The 18693-nt window shown below is 39.8% G+C and carries 22 protein-coding genes; all 22 read right to left on the bottom strand.

Annotated features, from left to right (window positions below):
- The 22 genes from ACO6HM_RS09985 to ACO6HM_RS09880 all read right to left on the bottom strand — a co-directional run bounded on the left by ACO6HM_RS09985 (position 1) and on the right by ACO6HM_RS09880 (position 18405).
- Positions 1-399 (bottom strand): phage tail protein, encoded by a 399-nt coding sequence (locus tag ACO6HM_RS09985; RefSeq protein ID WP_485390899.1) that lies wholly within the window; start codon positions 397-399, stop codon positions 1-3.
- Positions 400-409: 10 nt separating this feature from the next.
- Complete coding sequence (locus ACO6HM_RS09980; RefSeq protein ID WP_485390898.1) at positions 410-835, bottom strand: hypothetical protein; 426 nt, start codon at positions 833-835, stop codon at positions 410-412.
- 121 nt (positions 836-956) lie between these two features.
- Positions 957-2315 carry a LysM peptidoglycan-binding domain-containing protein gene (locus tag ACO6HM_RS09975; protein WP_485390897.1) on the bottom strand — a complete coding sequence of 453 codons (1359 nt, stop codon included), beginning with the start codon at positions 2313-2315 and terminating at the stop codon, positions 957-959.
- Positions 2315-2524: a tail protein X gene (locus tag ACO6HM_RS09970; RefSeq protein ID WP_485390896.1), complete on the bottom strand. Its 210-nt coding sequence runs from the start codon at positions 2522-2524 to the stop codon at positions 2315-2317. Before ACO6HM_RS09970 ends, ACO6HM_RS09975 begins: the two co-directional genes overlap by 1 nt.
- 2 nt (positions 2525-2526) lie before the next feature.
- Positions 2527-5946: a phage tail tape measure protein gene (locus ACO6HM_RS09965; RefSeq protein ID WP_485390895.1), complete on the bottom strand. Its 3420-nt coding sequence runs from the start codon at positions 5944-5946 to the stop codon at positions 2527-2529.
- Positions 5947-6084: 138 nt separating this feature from the next.
- The gene (locus ACO6HM_RS09960; protein ID WP_485390894.1) at positions 6085-6432 is read right to left on the bottom strand and encodes a phage tail assembly protein; all 348 of its coding nucleotides are present in this window, start codon (positions 6430-6432) and stop codon (positions 6085-6087) included.
- Positions 6432-6959, bottom strand: coding sequence for a phage major tail tube protein (locus tag ACO6HM_RS09955; protein WP_485390893.1), 528 nt, complete (start codon positions 6957-6959; stop codon positions 6432-6434). Before ACO6HM_RS09955 ends, ACO6HM_RS09960 begins: the two co-directional genes overlap by 1 nt.
- Positions 6959-8383 (bottom strand): phage tail sheath family protein, encoded by a 1425-nt coding sequence (locus tag ACO6HM_RS09950; RefSeq protein WP_485390892.1) that lies wholly within the window; start codon positions 8381-8383, stop codon positions 6959-6961. The genes ACO6HM_RS09955 and ACO6HM_RS09950 overlap by 1 nt, the downstream gene beginning before the upstream one ends.
- A 1-nt stretch (position 8384) precedes the next feature.
- Positions 8385-8708 carry a hypothetical protein gene (locus ACO6HM_RS09945; RefSeq protein WP_485390891.1) on the bottom strand — a complete coding sequence of 108 codons (324 nt, stop codon included), beginning with the start codon at positions 8706-8708 and terminating at the stop codon, positions 8385-8387.
- Positions 8705-9169, bottom strand: a complete 465-nt coding sequence (locus ACO6HM_RS09940; RefSeq protein WP_485390890.1) for a hypothetical protein — start codon at positions 9167-9169, stop codon at positions 8705-8707. Before ACO6HM_RS09940 ends, ACO6HM_RS09945 begins: the two co-directional genes overlap by 4 nt.
- On the bottom strand, positions 9166-9789 hold the full coding sequence (locus ACO6HM_RS09935; RefSeq protein WP_485390889.1) for a hypothetical protein: 624 nt from the start codon (positions 9787-9789) through the stop codon (positions 9166-9168). Before ACO6HM_RS09935 ends, ACO6HM_RS09940 begins: the two co-directional genes overlap by 4 nt.
- Positions 9786-10121 (bottom strand): hypothetical protein, encoded by a 336-nt coding sequence (locus ACO6HM_RS09930; RefSeq protein ID WP_485390888.1) that lies wholly within the window; start codon positions 10119-10121, stop codon positions 9786-9788. Before ACO6HM_RS09930 ends, ACO6HM_RS09935 begins: the two co-directional genes overlap by 4 nt.
- 10 nt (positions 10122-10131) lie before the next feature.
- The gene (locus ACO6HM_RS09925; RefSeq protein ID WP_485390887.1) at positions 10132-10458 is read right to left on the bottom strand and encodes a hypothetical protein; all 327 of its coding nucleotides are present in this window, start codon (positions 10456-10458) and stop codon (positions 10132-10134) included.
- A 9-nt stretch (positions 10459-10467) separates the two neighbouring features.
- Positions 10468-10794 (bottom strand): capsid cement protein, encoded by a 327-nt coding sequence (locus ACO6HM_RS09920; protein WP_485390886.1) that lies wholly within the window; start codon positions 10792-10794, stop codon positions 10468-10470.
- A gap of 12 nt (positions 10795-10806) precedes the next feature.
- Positions 10807-12303 (bottom strand): phage major capsid protein, encoded by a 1497-nt coding sequence (locus ACO6HM_RS09915; RefSeq protein ID WP_485390885.1) that lies wholly within the window; start codon positions 12301-12303, stop codon positions 10807-10809.
- A complete protein-coding gene (locus tag ACO6HM_RS09910) occupies positions 12303-12911 on the bottom strand; it encodes an HK97 family phage prohead protease (protein ID WP_485390884.1) in 609 nt (202 codons plus the stop codon). Before ACO6HM_RS09910 ends, ACO6HM_RS09915 begins: the two co-directional genes overlap by 1 nt.
- Positions 12901-14379, bottom strand: a complete 1479-nt coding sequence (locus ACO6HM_RS09905) for a phage portal protein (protein ID WP_485390883.1) — start codon at positions 14377-14379, stop codon at positions 12901-12903. The genes ACO6HM_RS09910 and ACO6HM_RS09905 overlap by 11 nt, the downstream gene beginning before the upstream one ends.
- Before the next feature lie 3 nt (positions 14380-14382).
- On the bottom strand, positions 14383-14655 hold the full coding sequence (locus ACO6HM_RS09900) for a peptidylprolyl isomerase (RefSeq protein ID WP_485390882.1): 273 nt from the start codon (positions 14653-14655) through the stop codon (positions 14383-14385).
- A gap of 187 nt (positions 14656-14842) precedes the next feature.
- Positions 14843-16786, bottom strand: a complete 1944-nt coding sequence (locus tag ACO6HM_RS09895) for a phage terminase large subunit family protein (protein WP_485390881.1) — start codon at positions 16784-16786, stop codon at positions 14843-14845.
- On the bottom strand, positions 16746-17291 hold the full coding sequence (locus ACO6HM_RS09890; RefSeq protein ID WP_485390880.1) for a hypothetical protein: 546 nt from the start codon (positions 17289-17291) through the stop codon (positions 16746-16748). The genes ACO6HM_RS09895 and ACO6HM_RS09890 overlap by 41 nt, the downstream gene beginning before the upstream one ends.
- Before the next feature lie 54 nt (positions 17292-17345).
- Positions 17346-18095: a phage antirepressor KilAC domain-containing protein gene (locus tag ACO6HM_RS09885; protein WP_485390879.1), complete on the bottom strand. Its 750-nt coding sequence runs from the start codon at positions 18093-18095 to the stop codon at positions 17346-17348.
- Positions 18096-18111: 16 nt separating this feature from the next.
- Complete coding sequence (locus ACO6HM_RS09880; RefSeq protein WP_485390878.1) at positions 18112-18405, bottom strand: Rha family transcriptional regulator; 294 nt, start codon at positions 18403-18405, stop codon at positions 18112-18114.
- Positions 18406-18693 lie beyond the last annotated feature (288 nt).

Genomic DNA, 18693 nt, shown 5'->3' with positions numbered 1-18693 from the left:
CTATCTATACTCTTGTAAGTTCAACTCAACCTTTGCCTGGACTAATTCTCCCTTTGATAGAATTACATCCCAAGTCTCACTTACCTCGGTTATTATCCACTTACTTTTGCTTACAGGCTTACCGCCTAATACAAAAGTGAAATGTTCCCCTTTTTCAACAGCCTTTACAATGCGCTCCAAGGTTTTTCTAGGCTTTATCCCAAGTGTTGAAGACAGTAATATGGATAAGGACACCTCTTGAAGGCCTGCGCCTAAAAATTCAGATTTAGGCTTTCCCTTTATAACTTCATGCTGTGCCCATCTTCCGCTTGCCTTTCTTGACATATCATTGAATGTAAAGACTTTTTTAGAGCTTACTTCAAATGTGATTAATTTCCCAAGGTTGCCTATTTTTGCCATTCTTTACCTCCTATGCCTTATCTTCAAGAACTTTAATCCGTTTATCATAGTCGGATAGCTTTTTCAGAATCTCAGACAGTGTTATAGTACCTTTTGCACACTTGAGGATAATCTCTTTAGATTCAAAAGTTATTCCCTCACACTTTAGTAAGTACTCACCTTCTGTACATTCTACATAAGCCTTGTCGTCAAATTCCTTTATGTATTTTTCTCCACCGGAGTAATCATCATCAAAGTAAGTACCTAAGCAAAATCCTTTACTACTGCCATTTGCTAAATGCAATGTAACTACTGTATCGCCCACTTCAGGCATTGAATGTTCTTTATTCATCGACATCATTGGAAGCGGGAGCGATGAGCTTTCTGAATCTTCGTAATATACTTTTACCTTCCCTTTCTCAGGGTATACATTGGTTACTGTTCCTATTCTTATCATCTCGTGGACTCCATGCAAAAAGGCAGCCATCTACATGACTGCCTTAGCCTTATATTTTGTATCCTGCAACTTCTCATAATATCATTATAACAGATAGCACCGTGCACCGGTGTACACATTTTCAAAAAGGTTTCTGAACCTTGTGCAGACTTAGCTCCATTTCATAACCACCATTCCCTAAGTTATGTCTAACTTCGTCTATAAAATACTTGCCATCAAGCCCCTTTAATCCCTTTATCTTTATGCACTGTGTTGATACAAGCTTCTTACCACCCATTATTGTGATATTCATAGTCTCTGCTTGTCTGTTTGCTGTGTTGAGTGCTGCCTTAGCTTGAAGTTCAGCATCATACTTACCAGAGGTTTGATTGTTTATATATAACAGCCTGCCTTTTTTTCCAATCATAACCTTGGTTACTTCCTTCTTTTTGTTGCCTGCTTTACTTTTCTTTGTACCCTTTACATTCTTAACAGGGTTAGCATAACTAAACTTTACTCCTGTATAAGTCCCCTCAATGGTAGTGTTAGCATTCCACGAGAGCATATCCTTTTCAGAGATTGTAGTCGTTGCCTTTTTCTTTTCATACCTGACTATGTCAAATATTACAATCTTTTGCTTGTAAACCTTCATAGCAAGCCCATACTTTGAGCAAATCTCATATAAGAATGTACTGTCCTCCTGATTATTTTGCTCTATCTCGTCTATATTCACTGTGTCTGCATCATATACAAGGCTTACACCAGCACTCTTAGATATGGACAAAGCTATATTTTTAATATTTGTTTTCTGCCAGACTTTGGTCTTTTGCAAAGTTTTAAAATCATTTGATACCGGTATGTTAACCCCATTCATATTACAGGTTAGCGGTCTGCCTGAAAATGAAATATCATCAATAGTAAAGTTCCCACAATCAAAGGTTTTCTTTTTAGCTTTTTCTTCAAAATTATTCAATACAAGCTTAGCAATAAACCTGCTGCCTTTTTTCGGTCTTTTTTTGCCTAACCATTCTTTTTTTATATCGCATAATGTAAGTGACATGCTGTCTGACTTTCCGTCTGCTACATCTGTATAGCTGAAATCAGTTATATAATTTACTATATCATCGGTACTTTCTGTTTTGCCTGCAGGCTTAACTTTCTTTTTCCCGGTACTTTTAACAGCTTGTGAAGAACTCTCTATAGGTATAACAAGCTTCATTCCGGGAGTTATCCAATATCCTTTGTAATGAACACTATATCCCTTCATCTTCCTTGGCTGCTCTATAGCGGTCTTGTTGGCATCATAGATAGCTTTGAACTTATTCCCTGTGCCTAAATACTTCTTGGCCAGATTCCATAGATTATCCCCATATACAACCGTATGTATTACCTGTTCATTACTTTTTGATGTGGTAGCAGCTTTATTTTTGCTTCCAGTGGATTCTTTACTCTTTTTACCCTCTTTCACAAATATCAAACGTATGTTTCTTGATAATGCCATCAATCCCTCCAATCCGGAATATCTTCGTCTTCCTCGTCTGTTTCTTCTGGCAGATCATAAACTTTTACAGCTATTCCCGATGGAAATATAAAATAATTTAACAAATCCCCATTATTTTTCATTAAGAAAGAGAGGTGCATTTCATCACCATACACCTCTTTAGCTATAATGTCCCAAGCATCTCCCGACTTAGTTATGTATTCTCGCATGATTAAAATGCAACCCTCCTTCTCAGCTTATTGTAATTATCAGCCAATTTATTAAACTCACTCTGTGATATACTAAGAGCCTCAGTAAGGTCTTTCTTGCTTGGTGCATCACCATAGAACTGTAGTGTAGGCTTGTACTCTATCCTTGTAGTGTCGCTTGCCCCACTTAAATCTATACCATCAACCCTATGATTCATTCCAAGATATGCACCTGCCTGTTCCCATAAAGATATTGCACGTTTACTTCTGTCAAGCGGTATAGCCGCCTCAGGTCCTTTCTCAGCAAAAGTTGTAAGGATTGGTCTATTCCATATACCGCCTTCTGCATTCTGATATACTTTTATGCTGGAACCACCCGGCATATTAAGCGTTGGCTTTTCGCTCCATGTTGGCATTTCAGGAGTAAGCCTCATTGCTACATTGGCATCAATCTTAAAATTATGCGTACTATACCAGTTTCTTAAGTATGTTTCAGTAAATGCTGAAAACCCTTGGTTGGCTCTTTTTAATGCCTCTTCACCTGATGTCTTATACTTCTGTTCAGCATCGTCAAAAAACCTTTTAGGCACAAGGTTATAGTCTTTAGGCAGCTTGCTCTCAACATTTTTAAGTATGTCTTTGTATGTATCAGCATACGTACTATTCGCTATACGTTTTCCTATTTCCATTTCAAACGAATTATAGCTTATAGGGAATTCCCCGTTTTCTATAGTCCCCGCACTTGATATTCTATCCATCATTTCAGTTATAGCCGTAGGGATTTCCTTGCCAAGTTCCTTATATTTGCCTTTGATTTCCTCAAGCTTATCCGTGGTGCCCTTCATATTATCAACAAGCTCGCTAATACCTGGCAGACTAGCACTATACTTAGCAGAGACTTCTCCCCACATATTTTCAAGTACTGAATCAGGCGTTAATGTCCAACTATCTGGATTTGCCCTGCTTTCTATTGCAGAATTATAGGCATTGTCAAGCCCCGCTTTTTTCGCTTTTTCAATAGCTTCTATCTGAAACTTTGCAATCTTTTCATATATTTCAGTTACATTTTTAAGGTAAGCCTCATCCTCTTTTTGTATACCCTTCTCATAGAGTCCTTTAGACATCCCTCCCTTATCAAATGCAGCCTTAATTCCTGCTCTATTCTTACTATACGCTTCAAGATATTTATTTTCAGCATCTTCTGCCTGTGTGGCAAGTTCAGCCTGTAAGTTCTTAAATGTCTCAGAGTCAAGCTTGGTTCCATCAAACTTCTTGCCTAATTTAATCAGCCCTGCATCAAAGTTACTTGTAGCAAGTTCAGCTTGTAATCTCGCAAATTTCTGTTCAAGCCTTGCAATTTTCTTTATTTCTTTTTCATCAAGAATATTATCTGAAAAGGCTTTATTTACAGTATCAGATAATTCTTTCCCCAGCTTTTCCATCTCAAGATAAGTGCTGTTATAAAAATTATCCACTTTTCTGGTAACGCTGCTGTTTTCGCCCTGCGTGAGTTTAAGGCTTAATGATAATGAATACCTTTCTTGAAGCACATAATCCTGCGCCTTCTTAACATAGTCAGCTATAGCGTTCTTATAGTCTTCTCCTTCTTCCTCGCTGAACTTAACTCCAACCTTAGCAAGCCAATTTCTCCGATCTAAATCCTCTAATGAATTGCGCAAGCCTCTCGCCATATCTTCGGCTTTTTTAAATGCTTCTGCTCCCTTTGTAAGTTTTTCAAAATGCTTCTTACCTACAATATTTTTTGCAGCCTTTTCTATATCTTCCATAGATAGTGCTATTTTACCAAAAGACTTTGCTATTGCCTCATTTGTTTGCCTTCTCTCAAATGCTCTGACTCTTTCTAAAAGTGTAACAATACCTCCTATGGAAGTAGCTATTCCTGTTATCGCAAGTGCCGCAGGGCTTAGCGAGCCTAAACTCATAAGAGCATTTATAAAATGCACTGAACTTGAAGCCACTTTGTACGAAAGCATTGCAGCTCCAATGCCTTCAAATACAGATAGCACATAATCACCATTATTTACTACCCATTTGCCTGTATCAAGGAGCTTTTCGCCAAGTCCAATACCCAGCCTTGCAATAAGTGGTCCTTTTTCTCCCAGACTCTCAATCTGCCTCTTAAATGTAGGCAGTTTATAATTAATCTTATCAAGCCATTCATAAAGTCCATTATCAGTAAAATCGTTTATTGCAAGCCTTAGTTTTGTGATTACTCCAAGGGCTGGTGTCCTCGTAAGGTTATCATATATTGCAATGCCCATTTCATCAAATGCATTTTTGGTAAGCCCAATCTGGCTTTCAAAAGTTTCATACCTCTTATTAGCCTCTGTTGTAAGGGCTGTATCTTCCTCCCATGCTTTGTTCGCGGTTTGTATCGCTTTCTCCATATTACCGCTTGAATTGGCAAGCCTTGTTATTGTATCGAATAATCTTGAATCAGACAGCTTCATTTCGGTAAGCAGTGCAGTTGCTGATTTGCCGTTTCTTTTAGTGTCATTAAGCCCTGATATGAATTTAGATGTCGCCAATAATGCATCACTTTTAAAAGCATCTCTAAACTCATCTGTACTCATGCCTGATATACTGGCATATCCTTCAAGATATTTATCTTTTAGTTCAACAGAAGTCTGCATCTTCCTAAATAACTTAGTCATTGCAGTACCGCCTTTTTCAGCCTGTATGCCTACAGAACTAAGCGCAGTACCAAGAGCCATTATTTCAGGTGCTGAAAGTTCTATTTGCTTTCCTGCTGCTGAAATATTGGCTCCCATCTCCACTATTTCCTGTTCACTTGTTGCAAATTTATTACCCAAATCTACAACAACAGATCCTAACTTCTCATAATTACTTATGCCTTTTTCATCATAATCAGTCATATTTGTTATATTGGCAAATCTTGCGAATGAAGTAGCTGCTTCTTCTGCGGTCATGTTGGTAGATACATCAAGGTTTGCCATTGTTTTAGTGAAATCAGGAAGGGCACTCTTTTTTATGCTAAGCTGTCCTGCTATTTCCATAATTCCTGACAGCTCATCCCCGCTTGAAGGGATAATGCGGGTAAGGGATAATATTTCCTTTTTAAGCCCCTGATACTCTTTCTTCGTGCCGTCTACTGTCTTTTTTACCCCGGCAAATGCGCTCTCAAACTTAGATCCTGCCATGGTGCTTGCAACTCCAATGCCCTGCACTGCCCCTGCTGCCGCAAGCGCCCCTCGTTCTGCAAGCCTGAATGCCTTACCGCTTAAGCCCGCTATCTTATTAAATCCTTTGTCCAGTGTGTTAAAGTCATAGTCAAGCCTTCTTACCTGCTTTCTGAACGCTTTTAATTTATCCCCGGAGGCCTGCATCGCCCTGTCAAGCGATTTGTCAACTTTACCGCCTATTGCTATGTCAAATCTTTGTTCTTTTCCTTTCGCTGACAACTTCTGCCACCTCCTCCATCAAATCAAATAATTCAAAAATAGACAGGGAATAGAAATAATCTATCCCTGTCTTGAGTGTCATAGCTAACTGTATAACTACCTTCTTTAATTTGGATAAGTCACTAGGGCTTATCCCAACTAAAATAAAAAACCCGTTACAATCCCCTTTAGTGTCATACTATCCACTATCGGAAGTCCTAAGAAAAACTCAACAGGAAGATTTGCAGCCGTAGCCGCAAGATGGCAGGCATAGATAAGCGTCATCTCGATTAAAAGATTAGAACCACCACTTAAGGATGTGCCTCTTACCTTTCTTTCCACAGATACCATGTCTGTAATAGTTAGCTCATTTAGTCTTGAAAGATCCACGCTTTCATAACTCTTGCCTTCAAATGTATATGGTTTGGAAAGCCTGAGTAAAAGGCTGTTATCCGCTTCAAGCATTGCTTCCTTTGTTTCCTCAATTCCTTTTTCCTTATTTTCCATTAGCTAAATTTCCTCACTTTCTCAAGCATGTCTTTGCCATTAACAATGAACATATCATTCAACTTATCAAGCTGGACAAGTATCTTTCCATTAAGCTCTACCATAAAACTAAGAATCTCAAGCTTAAGCGTTCCCTCCATTGCCTTTCCTGCTTCAAGCTTTCCTGCTGAAAAGCTCTTGAATCTTCCAGTTTCAACTATTCTCATACCTTTGTAGTCAATAGCTCCCGTTTCCTTGTCAGTGTACTGGGCAGAAGCCCTAAATGTAAGGTCAACACCCTGCGTTGGATCCATAAGGGAGAATATATCCTCTTCAAGCATTCTAAAGGGCACTTCCTGTTCTATAGAGCCATAATGTCCTATAATACCTGTTTCATAACTTCCAAGCACGCCTGCTCCTGTTATTGATTCAGTAATTGCATCAAGATTTGGCAATGTTACCGAACCGGTAACACCGATAAGCTTATTTCCCTTGTTATACGCATTCCAATTGTTTATAACCTCTGGTATTAAATTTGAATTTGCCATTATTTTTTACCTCCTATTGCGGCGAGAAGCATATTTACATCATATTCCAGTACATTCTCGATATATTCTGCTGGTGTATATGGAGCGAGGTAATGCCTGAAAGTTATCTTGCCGTCAAGCAGTTTTTCACTTGAATTATCTCCCTCTTTATACTCTACCCTTATGCCGGCGCATTTTTCCTGGGCAACAAGTGAATTCCCTTTGATATTGGCTGTATCAACGATATACTCAATCAGTTTTATATTCATAAGGCTGTCAACTTTATCAAAGTAATCAACGACAAAAGTGTTGCTCCACCAAGAGAAAAACCTTCTTGTTCCTATCCAGCGTTCTTTAGGGTCTTTAGTATCAGGATAAGCCGCCGTGTTGTTGCCCCAGAACCTGAATCCTTTAAAGTTAAGGGCTGTAACTACACCTATAGCATTAAGTGAGTTAGCTTCTGTCATATCAAAATACACTTCTGTTCCATCCGAAAGAACTAAGGCTTCAATCTCAGCAGGCTTATTAGATGGTGTGACATTAGGAATAAATCCATTCTCACTATCAGTTTTACAAGCCATTGCTGCATAATATGCAGATGCATACATCTTTTTACCTCTTACCTTAACCATCGGATACAGGCATATTGTACGGCTTCCGCTGAACCCGCTGTCATTCTTTACCTTCTTAACATCAGCAGTTTTTACAGCCTTCTTTGTATCAATGTCTACAACACATTCACAGCTGAACGCACCACTAATGTTTTTACACTTTTCATTAAGGGCAACACCTACTTCCGGAATCTGTGAGTAACCCGGCGCAAGCAACAGCCCCGGAATAACTCCAAATCTTGTAAATACCTCTTTTATAAGTTCAAATCCTGTATCTTTACCTGTAGCCACATTATGACTGCCTATTACATCTTTAGCGGTAACCTTGCTTGCATCTATCACTTTACCGGTCATTGCAAGAGTGGTGTCACTCACATCTCCCGTAATAGTTACTACAAGATACCCTTCATCATTAAATGAAAGAAGATACTTGTCGCTTGTAAGATTGCCAACTCTTAGACCTTCAAGAAGTATTCCCTTCTTGGTAGATACAGCCTGCTTATCCTTTATGGTAAGAGTTTCACTATAAGCAGATGTATGGGTTTCCGGATTGAGAACGTTAACCAATACCACAGGTGCGGTTCTTGCAACCTTGAAAAAGGCATCCATAGCCTGACAAAGACTATAGTTTTCGTAATCATCTGAATACCCCAATGCATCTTTTGCTTCATCAAACGTCCTGCACAAAAAAGGCTTGTTTACAGCTTCTTTAGGTGCATTAGTCAAGTTGACCGGAGCAGTTCCAAATACAATTGCCACTCCTCCAAGGTTTTCAACCGGAAGGGGCAGCTTTGTGCTTACTTCTCTCGTGCCAACGCCATGTTTGTACTCCATATTAATCCTCCTTTTTTATTTCAGCTTTCACTCTTGCATATATTGTATTAGCAGAGCTTCCGGCTTTATTTAATTCTTTTACCTTTTCAACCATTCCGCTCACAGGCACAAAAAGACTTGAAAGAATATGCAGTGCCTCAATCTTTTCAATTACTGCTTCCGGCAGGACTCCACCTTCAAATACTGTAGAACCTGCTGCTACATTGGGAATGTCCGGACCTAAATAGATCACATTTTCTTTTGCGGCATCCTTTTTTGCTTCCTGCTTTTCTGTATTCTCATTCGCAGGAACACTAGGAATTGTACTTTCATCTTTTTTACTCAACTTAATTCATCCTCCCTTCTTATTGATGGAATATAAAAGTCCATCTCACAGGTTCCCCAATAATATGGATATGTTTCAGTGTCCATCAGCCCCCACTTAAAATCTCCTGCAAAAGAAGTCTTTTTAAGTGCAGGCTTCTTTGAGAACCTGTCCTGTATTTCATAAATAATATTCATTACTTCTTTGTGCCCCTGATTTGCATTGTCTGAATTGAACAAGCCTATTATCAGTGTTACACCCACTATGTTAAAGCTGTCCCCCCTTACCTTTTGTTCGCCGTCATTTAAGTGGACTATAATATATGGTATAGGTTCAGTCTCTTCATCACTTTGAGGCAACGGGGTATTTTGCGCAAAAATATTTATTCCTACGCTTTTACCTATTGGATTATTAAATCTTAAGCCAGCAAACATACTCTTAAGTTCTTCTATAAGCTCTTCCTGTAATATCAATGGGTTCATAATTTCAAGTACCTCGCTATTTCCTTGGCAACCTCATATGCTAATAATTCCTCGGTTTTTGGCGATACCTTAGCCATCACTCCTTTTTCATACCCTACCATTGCAGGAGTTGAAATAGAATAAAGATTTTTTATCGCCTCTTTCTTTTTATTCTTTTTCATCATCTTGCCGGGTATTCTCTGCGCAATTGCGATATGGGTGCTTTTATACTTCACTACGAATGCTTTGTACTTGTCTCTGGGTGCATTCGGTTTAAGCATAAGCGCCACAGGGGGATTAGCCCTAAGTACATTTGCTTTATGACCATCAGGCGGTCTATTGCTTGGGTTGTATCTTCTTGATGTCACATTAAAGTCATATAAGTCATTGGCATGTCCGCTTGATATTATATGTGCTACGGGCTTGCTTACTTTTGCTCCTTTCATAGTAAGCCCTTTTTTTACATGCCCCATCCTTTTAATGTGGTATCTGTTTCCCACTTCTTCCGGTAGCCAGCTTTTTACCTGCCTTGCCGTACTGTTAACAGCGGTTTTTAATATGCTGTTCAGCTTACCTTTTGGGATATCCAATCCCCTTAATGCATGTTTTAATTCCTCTGTATCAACTTCTATATAAATCATGCCTTGTTCATCTCCAAATTAATACTGTATATTCCGCATTCATTCACAGCATCACATATTACATACGGTTTCCCATCAAACATCAGTGTGCGCCCAATGGCAGGCAAAACTCCAAAGTCTTCAGCCCTGACATATATCAGGATGTCTTTTATCCCTACCTTATCTACATAAAACTTTGACCTGTATTTATACTTTACCCTGCGAGCCATAAGTTCGTTATTATCCACTATGCACAGCATTTCTTTCCCATCTATAATATGTTCTTCCGAAAATTCAAGCTCATTCATGAATACATTTTTGGTGTCTGCTGCTATTTGTTCCTTAAATGTCATGTCCGTTTCCTTAATCCCAGACTGCTGTCCCTGCATCTGTCCAAGCTTCTATCATTTCAGCATCGTCAACAGGCAGTTCTTCTTGCGGCCCATACATTCTGCCGTTGTAAAGGATATATGTTATAGCCCTAAGAACTTTAATTTTTTTCTTTTCTCCATCCTCTTTTGGCTTCACTTCTTCAACAGTTTCTTTTTCTTCTGTTTCAACAGTTTCTTTTTCTTCTGTTTCAACAGTTTCTTTTTCTCCTGTTTCAACAGTTTCTTTTATATCATCTGCTTCTACAGGAACAGGCCCTACTGCCTGTTCCTTAAGGTTCTTTCTTCCAACTGTTGCCATATGCCCTCCTTATCCTAAAAGCTTTATAAGGATGTCCGCCGCTTTTACAGGAGATGTTTCAGCGGCATAGCCAGCCGGTGTGCTGCTTCCTGCGGTAGCAGTAATCCCGTCTTCTGCCAAGTATACAGGTGTTCCCATTTTAATTTCTGTCTGGTCTTTCTTTTTGATGCTATAAACACCAACCATGTGAACCGTTCCCTTTTCCTTTGGATTAATTGAATATGCCGCAATTCCTATTCTGGTTTTGAAATCTATAATCTCTCCTGCTTCAATGATCTTTGTGCCTTCATTTACATAATCAAGGGTTTCTCCCCTCTGCCAATATTCTGCTTTCATTCCCTGCCTCCTTTATGCTTCAAGCGGATTGTTGATAACCACGCCCGGATTCTTAATCGCACCTCTAAAGTCCATAACACTGATACCCCAGTCAAGATAAATATCCCAAATGAAGCCAAGTGTACCCGGAACCTCTGACCTTCTGATGGTTGGGACTTCCTGTCCGTTAAGATAATCAACCTGAATAAAGTCAGTATCATCATTTGCGCCAAACAGAAACCAAGGCATGGCCTTGCCGAATCCACCTGCAATCATATTGATAGCAGGGTCTTCTATAATCTCAATCTGGTTAGCATATCTATACAGCGGGTTTGCAGCCTGAGTATTTCCTGTAGTGTTGATAGTCGGGCTGTTAAATAATGTATAAATTTCAAATGACATACCTACAGGTACAACAATCTTTGCAGGCCTTATTATAATTGCCTCGCCAAATTCATTTTTCTGTGCCTGTAATGCAAGTATCATCGCCTGCATTGATTCCTTGGTTATGCCTGTTCCCGTAGTAACGAGGTTGCCATGTGCCTTGCTGAACAGCACTGTACCATCATAAATGGCTGGGTTATTCACAAGGATTTCATAAACCTGTGTATTGATTGTCTTTCTTGCGGATGCCGCATACCTTGCTGGCATCTTTGTAATGAGGTCTATATCATCATTGATAAAAGCCTGTCTGGTAAGCGTGAACTGTCTGCCGTAAGTTTCAAGCTTTCTTGTAGGAAGTTTAACATCCTTATAAGAATCATGCTTAAGTTCTCCATTTTCAGGTACTCTCTTAAATTCCCCTACAGGGCCTGCAAGATAATTGTTGTTGGCAATCTTAAAATCCTTAAGTGTTCCCTTCTTTGTGATTCTGTCAAATGTAACCGCAACCTTCTTATGTCCCTCTACATATGCCTTATTGATTGCATTATCAAGCATTGATGGGAATGCCGAAGCAGGATTAAAAAACTGTCTCTGCGCGATATTAAAAAGTTCATCAGAAGACATTCTTGAAAGATTGCCGCTTTCTGAATCTTTCATACATTCAATAGCTAAATCCCTAAGAGACATATGCCTTAACTCGCTTGCTCCATCTGCAGGCTTTTCTAGTTCAATACCTGCTCTCATTAAGAGCGCATCTGCCGCGGCATCTCTGAACTTATCTCCTTCATCCTTGGTAACTGCTGCTCTTGTAGAAATTGGATTCCCATTCTTTTTAACTTCATCAAGAATAAAAGCCCTCACCTCATCAATGCTTTTTCCTTTTTCAATAAAGTTTTTTTCATTTTCCGCAGAAACACGGAACTCCCTGCAAAGTGTAGAAATATCTGTACATCTCTGTCTTTCTTCCTGCCTCTCCGCCTGCTTTTCGGCTTCGCTAATATGTGGCTGAGGCTTTGCCTTGAGTTCGTCAATCTGTCTCTGCAAATCGTCAAACTCTTTCTGCTCTTCCGCCGTAAGCTCTCTTGAAGCTGCCTTTGCACCGTCAATAAGAGCCTGCTGCCTTGCAATTAGTTCTGCTAATTTCATTACTTGTTACCTCCTGTTATAAAGTTGTTATTTATCTGAAGCTGTTTCTCATTGAAATAAGAAATGCCCACTTCCTTTTTACCTTTGGCCTCTGACATATCCCTGCCCACGCCTACGGTTGAATCAGCCGGAATGCTGACTATAGATATCTCATAAGGCATCCACCTTGTCGCTATATCGCAAGGTCCTGTAAATCTTCCATCCTCAGATTTCTTATTTGCCTTCACTTCCTCCCACTGCTTAACCTGATATCCTACAGATACGCCCTTGAGGCTTCCCCCAGATACCTTGTCTAATATAGTCTGTGATTCTTCATCGGTATCAAATTCAACCTCTGCCATGCCTCTATTGTTCTCAACCCAAGCCTTTGTGACCTTGCCTATTACCTTATCCCTGTTGTGGTTGTAAAGAAGCACTCCAATTGAATTAAGCCTTGTGAGGTCTACTGCCTCATCATCGTGAGACAAAACCTCCATCCCAAACCATCTTTCATAAGGCTCTTCTGACGAGAAGGAAAGCATGAATTTCCTCTCGTTCCCTTCTCCTTCCATCTGCCTTATTTCAGCTCCTAAGCATCCTCTTGTTAAATTCCCTGTTTTACTTTCCACTTTCTTCCTCCGTTTCCTCAGTTACTACAACATCACCATATAATACTGCTGACATATCCACGCCTTTTTCTTTTCCATATGCAATAACCTCAGCCATATCGTCTATCTGGTCTTGCCAGTCCCGTCCATTTTCTGCCGATATCTGCTTAAATGTTTTCTGCCCTGTCTTAATTGCTATCATATTAGCCTCAGACTCTTTTTTAGGGTCTATCCAAGGTTTTGGCTCCTGAATCCATTCGTGTGCAAGATACAAGTCTTTGTTGTCCCAAAAATCCTTTATATCTAGTTTTCCGCATAGAACTGCGGATATGACAAAGGTTTCATAAATCTCATCAAGAAGTTCACACAGAAGTTCTTTTTCCTCGCTATATGTAAGTTCATCCTCTATGATTCCCTGTCTTGCAGATGAATATGTCGCTTCTGCCATATCCCTGCTTATGGATTCATAGCTGATTCCCTGTCCTGACCCTATAAGCCTCTGCTGTAATTTGGTATAACTGGTTGCATCCGAACCCTGTCCCGCAGGATTAACTACCTGAATTTCATCCCCTGCATTTAGTTCTTTGATCATTCCAGGAGAAATTGTTTTTCCTTCATACTCGTTGGCAGCCTGTTTTACCATCCCCCGTCCAAACCCATCCCTTGGTGTGGCTTTTTTAATAAAAACCGAAAGGCAGGCCGCTATCCTTTCTTTCACCGATACCGCATGCATAAACTCGTTCACATCCCTTATTCTTGGAATGGTAAAGGTCATATCGCTCATTTCCCTAATCTGTGACGGCCTTTTTTTGCTGAAATAGAAAATCACGTCATCAGCCTTTATGTATATTGGCTTTTCTTCACCTAATCCGCTGATATCGTATTGTTTAATGTGGTATCCCACAGGGCGGTTGAATGCGTTATACTCTATGCCGCCTACAATCCGGTTGCCTTTTACATTTGGAGTTAACGCATCGTTACACAATTCATCAACTTCAATCATCTGCAGCTGGAATGGAATTGTGCCTTGGTCAGTATACCTCTTAACAAAAAGAATCCCCCCGTCAACTTTTTTCCTTGCAACGGCCATTCTTATCATCTGATTCAGGCTTTGTGTTCCTGTCACATCACAGTTTCTCTTTTTGCCCCATTTATTCCAAAGTTTTTCAATCTCTTTATTCAACTCGCTGTCTCTTGTTTTTGCCTGCATTGAATACCCTGCACCTACAACATTCCTCTTATACGCACTTATAACAGCATTCATTAAATCACTGTTTCTTTCGAGGTCTCTAGCCCTTGCCCTTATAATGTCCCTGTCATAAGTATCAGTCTGTTCAGCTGATCTGTTAGATGCCCGCCAATTATTATTGTTATAACCATAACCCCCGGCATCATAGTTCCTTAATTCATGAAGGCTCTGCCTCCAAACTTCACGCTTTACCGCCCAGCCAGGAGAGATAAATCCTATAAAGTTATCTATTATCCCCATTTGTTACCTCCCTGAGAATACTGCCACACTGCAGTTATCAAGCAAGTGCGGACTATTACCGCTGTTTAGCTGTGCAGCTAAGTCATTTTTTATATTGTAGAGGTCTTTAAGATTAGCCCTTGTAAGTTCCCTTGAACCAATTTTGTATGACTGGCCGCCTGATGCCACAGCAATAATGGCACTATCAACATTCTTTAGCATTTCCTCCGCGCTAAGCCTTGGATTGGTTTCTCCTGCACTGGAATTTACATTATTTTCTATATTGTTTATTTCCATCATCCCTCCATTTGGGTATAAAAACAGCGCCCCAGCCAAACACTGAACCGCTTCATCTCCCAACTATTCAATTTCTATGGTACTATTTTAGCATATATGACCGTACACCTGCGTACACACTTTTAAAATTTCACAATACTATTTTAGCATATATCACCGTACACCTGCGTACACACTTTTAAAATAATCATATCCAGTTATCATTCTGCTTTATCCATTGTTCTTCCTCCGGTTCTGCTGACCTTCTTACTGCTTCAGCTTCTTTAGGTTCTTCCTCTTCTTCGTTCTGAAGGTTTAGAGTCCTTACCCCCAGCATGTCTGCTGCCGCTAATGCGTATACTTCGCAGTCTAAATAATGGTTGTCTGCATGTGTGTGCTTAGGCTGCCATACCAATTTATCCTTAACATTAACCTTATGTTCGCTTGTTACCTGAGCGGCATATTCCATATCACACCCATTATACACCATCCAGCTCCCTTTACCGTTTGGCCTCCTCATTCTGCCGGCTATCATATCCTTGTATTTATTGCCGTCAACAAGAATTAACTGCATTCCATCCACACGGCTCCCTGCCCTGTTTATCCGGCTTATCTTATACTGCCCCAGCTGGGCATGGCTTGAACCTTTTACAGGCAGAGTATAGTCCGGGTGGTTCACACAGAAATCATATACGTCATCCGTCTGGTCACCCGAATCCACAAGACAGAGGTTGACTAAAAAACCCTCTCCCTTTTCATTCCTGTATACATTATTCATAATCTTATCCACTTCACCAAATGACAGAGCCTGTCCATGTGCTATGTTCTGGCTTGTTATGAAATCCCCCCAAGCCCTTATAGTCCAGTAAAGCGAACTTTCCTGGACGTCAACACCGGCAGTTATAAGCTTAGCCCATTCAGGCACAATAAACTCTTCAAGTTCGGTTTGCCTTTCCATCACAAGTTCAGCACTGGTCTTAAGCTTTGTATCTTCCCAAGGTTCTGCAAGCCACGAATTTACAAAATTTTGGAATTTTTCAGGGTCATCTTTAGACATCAAAAACTTTTTTGCAATAGCTGACCATCTTACAAACGGGCTGTATAATGTATTCATCCAAAAAGCTACACTCCTAACATACTTGGTGTTATGCCTTACAGTCCGCCATTCACCCTTTTTTATCATATAGTGCTTATCTTTATCACTAATGATACAGCCACACTCCTGGCATACATAGTGGGCAAGCTCTGCCCTGTCTGCATAACTCATTCCTTCATTATCAGGAAACTTTATATTCTGAAATTTAAACTCAATATATTCACCGCAATAAGGACAAGGCACAAAAAAGTGTTTTTCAATATCTGCTTTTTCTTTTTCCTGCCATATATGCCCCGTCTTAAGTGTAGGAGTGCTTGTTATAAATATCTTGCAGTTATGGAATGTTTTTGTTCGTTCTATTGCAAGTTCAATAGGGTCTGCTTCTTTACTTGATGCTCCGGGGTACTTATCCACCTCATCTAGCATCAGATATTTTATCGGCTTAGATGAAACTCCCGAAGGCGAGTTTGAACCTGTCAAAGTAAGGTACATTCCATCAAATTGAAGTTCTAGGAGCTGTGAGTTTTCATCAAACCTCTTTTTTAGCTCAGGAGAAGTCTTAAACATAACCTGTAGTCTGTTCTCCGATACCGACTTAGCTAACACCTCGGTTGGATATACTACCATTGTTGGTGAAGGCTCCTGCATCACAATATATCCAACCATATTTTGTAATGCTTCAGTGCCACCGACCTGTGTTGGCTTAACGAATACAATCTTTTCAGTTTCACAATTGTTAAACTCATTCATTATTCCTACAAGGTATGGTGTAACTTCATTGTTCCACCGTCCCGGCATTGCCGATGACTTAGAATCCAATATTCTGTATTTTTCTGCCCATTCAGACACTGTAAGTGTTTCAGGTGGAATCAGCAGCCTCAATGCTTCCAACTGATAATCAGCTGTCCATATTTGAGGCGCTTTATCTTTATTTGTTTTTTTTATTGCAGTAGTCCGTTTCCTGCTTTTCTGTTTATTGTTGGAAGTTGCTTTTTTGCTCGGCTTTATCTGTTTGTCATCTGTCACCTTTTCCTTTACTGCTTTCTTTTTCTGCATTTATCACTATCTCCCTAAGTATTTCAGCCATCTCTTCTAATAGCTTTTTCTCTATCCTCCTGGCCTCTGCCGGTTCTACCGTACCGCTTATCTCGACTGTAACTTTAGCCGGTATCCCCATTACAAAATTCTTAAAAGTAATAAAAAACCTTTCATAATCCGACTTCACCGTCTCAACAGGTATGTACTTACCTGTTACTATATCCGTCTTTAACGCATGCAGTTCCCCTTGTGACTCTTTCAGCCTTATCTCAGCTTTAAGCTTTTGGGCTTTCAGCTCTTCTTCATTTTTAGACCCTGCTTTCCCATGTGCCTTATTTGAGAGATGGCTGACATATCTTTTAACCGTGTCTTCAAGATTGTACCTCTTCCCGCCTTTTGCCTTTTCAGTTTCTATGATGCCGTCTTCATTAAGCTGCTGTATTCTTCTTAGCGTAAGCCCAAATAGTCTGGATACCTGTGCGCCGGTACAGTGTATAACTTCCTTTAATACCCTGCCTTCCAAAGCCTGTTCCTCCTATATCACGCAAAAAGACACCATGCATTCTTGCAAAGCGCCTTAGTTTATTCTTGCTGTTTTCTGCTCTCTTTCAATCATTGGCAATATTCCATTATCCTTTAACAAGTCATAAAGGAAGAGTCTACCCTTCTGACTCCAGTATGTATGTGTTGTTACTCCCTGTGTGCCATCAGCCTTGATATAATACTGTGTCTTGGTCTGTGTGTATCCCTTATCCTGATACTTGGCATATAAGAACCATATACCGCTTTGCTTGTACTGCACACCCAGTTCATGAAGCTTTGAGTTCATACTCTTTGCACTCATTCCGTAGTCCTTGGCTATTTCCGTCATACTTAAAAGGTCTTTACATTGGAGAACCAAATCATAGTAGCTTACCTTTGGCTTTAGCTCTGCAATCTGCTGTGACTGGACTTTACATTCAAGTCTTAAGGTTGAAAGTTCTTTTTCAGCAATCTGTAATGCTCTCGCCATTATCTTTTCAGGGCTGTTATAATCCTTTTCAATCTGTATAAAATACTGTCTAGCCTGTTTACCCTTTTCGGTACGCTGTATCATTGCAAGTTCTTTTGCCATATCAAGTTTTATAGCGTGGTCTGTTGCAGGTCTGCCTCCTGTACTTTCGCTCAAAATTGAGCAAAAGTCTGTACCTTCGGTAAAGCCATACTCAACCATTCTCGGAAACCAGTCTTTGTAAGAAGTTTTTACCTCTAAAAATTCATGCAATGCCCTGCCACTGATAACTGGTTCTTGATTTTCGTTTACTTCAATTTTAATTAATTCATCCATCTTCAAATCCTCCCTTTTAGGCTACATTCAATTCAAAAGCTTTAGGAACTGCCGCACTGTAGCCACCTATAAGCTGGGATATTCCTTTTTCAGTTATAAGATAATTCCTATATGCTCTATTTCTTGTATCCTTGTACTCGCTAGGGATATAGAAACCTGCCGAAACTTCGGCAGATTGAAATTTACTTAAATAATCATCAATCTTATCAAGTAAATGTCTATGTTCTACCCCTAATTCTTTTGCCACTCTATTACTTGTAGTTACTAATACCTCGTTCACCTTTTCTACTACTACGCTTAATTTATTCATGCAACTCTCTCCTTTCTCATTTCAGCCTTTACCGCTTTACTGCCTTGTAAGCAGCCAAACTTAAATGTACAGCAAAAAAGCACTCCAGCCAAAAGCTGAAATGCTTCTTCTATTCTTTTTTTAATTTCTATTGTACTATTTTAGCAGATGCCACCGTGCACCTGCGTACACACTTTTAATTTAACTATAATTTTTAGTTATGTTCCTATAACTTATAGTTATGACTGGTAACGAAACTGTGATTTTATTTTAGCTTTTATCGGGAAAAATGCCGCGCATTCCGCGGCC

The sequence above is a fragment of the Catonella sp. genome, from assembly GCF_057250765.1.
The sequence above is the reverse complement of the archived record's forward strand: the minus strand, read 5'-3'. Positions and strand labels throughout refer to the sequence as shown.

What these genes read in the sequence shown, in the direction of transcription:
- ACO6HM_RS09955 (WP_485390893.1), bottom strand. Translation starts at nt 6,959, where the DNA reads ATGGCAAATTCAAATTTAATACCAGAGGTTATAAACAATTGGAATGCG.
- ACO6HM_RS09950 (WP_485390892.1), bottom strand. Translation starts at nt 8,383, where the DNA reads ATGGAGTACAAACATGGCGTTGGCACGAGAGAAGTAAGCACAAAGCTG.
- ACO6HM_RS09980 (WP_485390898.1), bottom strand. Translation starts at nt 835, where the DNA reads ATGATAAGAATAGGAACAGTAACCAATGTATACCCTGAGAAAGGGAAG.
- ACO6HM_RS09880 (WP_485390878.1), bottom strand. Translation starts at nt 18,405, where the DNA reads ATGAATAAATTAAGCGTAGTAGTAGAAAAGGTGAACGAGGTATTAGTA.
- ACO6HM_RS09915 (WP_485390885.1), bottom strand. Translation starts at nt 12,303, where the DNA reads ATGAAATTAGCAGAACTAATTGCAAGGCAGCAGGCTCTTATTGACGGT.
- ACO6HM_RS09900 (WP_485390882.1), bottom strand. Translation starts at nt 14,655, where the DNA reads ATGGAAATAAACAATATAGAAAATAATGTAAATTCCAGTGCAGGAGAA.
- ACO6HM_RS09970 (WP_485390896.1), bottom strand. Translation starts at nt 2,524, where the DNA reads ATGCGAGAATACATAACTAAGTCGGGAGATGCTTGGGACATTATAGCT.
- ACO6HM_RS09975 (WP_485390897.1), bottom strand. Translation starts at nt 2,315, where the DNA reads ATGGCATTATCAAGAAACATACGTTTGATATTTGTGAAAGAGGGTAAA.
- ACO6HM_RS09905 (WP_485390883.1), bottom strand. Translation starts at nt 14,379, where the DNA reads ATGGGGATAATAGATAACTTTATAGGATTTATCTCTCCTGGCTGGGCG.
- ACO6HM_RS09925 (WP_485390887.1), bottom strand. Translation starts at nt 10,458, where the DNA reads ATGGCAACAGTTGGAAGAAAGAACCTTAAGGAACAGGCAGTAGGGCCT.
- ACO6HM_RS09885 (WP_485390879.1), bottom strand. Translation starts at nt 18,095, where the DNA reads ATGGATGAATTAATTAAAATTGAAGTAAACGAAAATCAAGAACCAGTT.
- ACO6HM_RS09960 (WP_485390894.1), bottom strand. Translation starts at nt 6,432, where the DNA reads ATGGAAAATAAGGAAAAAGGAATTGAGGAAACAAAGGAAGCAATGCTT.
- ACO6HM_RS09920 (WP_485390886.1), bottom strand. Translation starts at nt 10,794, where the DNA reads ATGAAAGCAGAATATTGGCAGAGGGGAGAAACCCTTGATTATGTAAAT.
- ACO6HM_RS09985 (WP_485390899.1), bottom strand. Translation starts at nt 399, where the DNA reads ATGGCAAAAATAGGCAACCTTGGGAAATTAATCACATTTGAAGTAAGC.
- ACO6HM_RS09895 (WP_485390881.1), bottom strand. Translation starts at nt 16,786, where the DNA reads ATGCAGAAAAAGAAAGCAGTAAAGGAAAAGGTGACAGATGACAAACAG.
- ACO6HM_RS09930 (WP_485390888.1), bottom strand. Translation starts at nt 10,121, where the DNA reads ATGACATTTAAGGAACAAATAGCAGCAGACACCAAAAATGTATTCATG.
- ACO6HM_RS09940 (WP_485390890.1), bottom strand. Translation starts at nt 9,169, where the DNA reads ATGAACCCATTGATATTACAGGAAGAGCTTATAGAAGAACTTAAGAGT.
- ACO6HM_RS09935 (WP_485390889.1), bottom strand. Translation starts at nt 9,789, where the DNA reads ATGATTTATATAGAAGTTGATACAGAGGAATTAAAACATGCATTAAGG.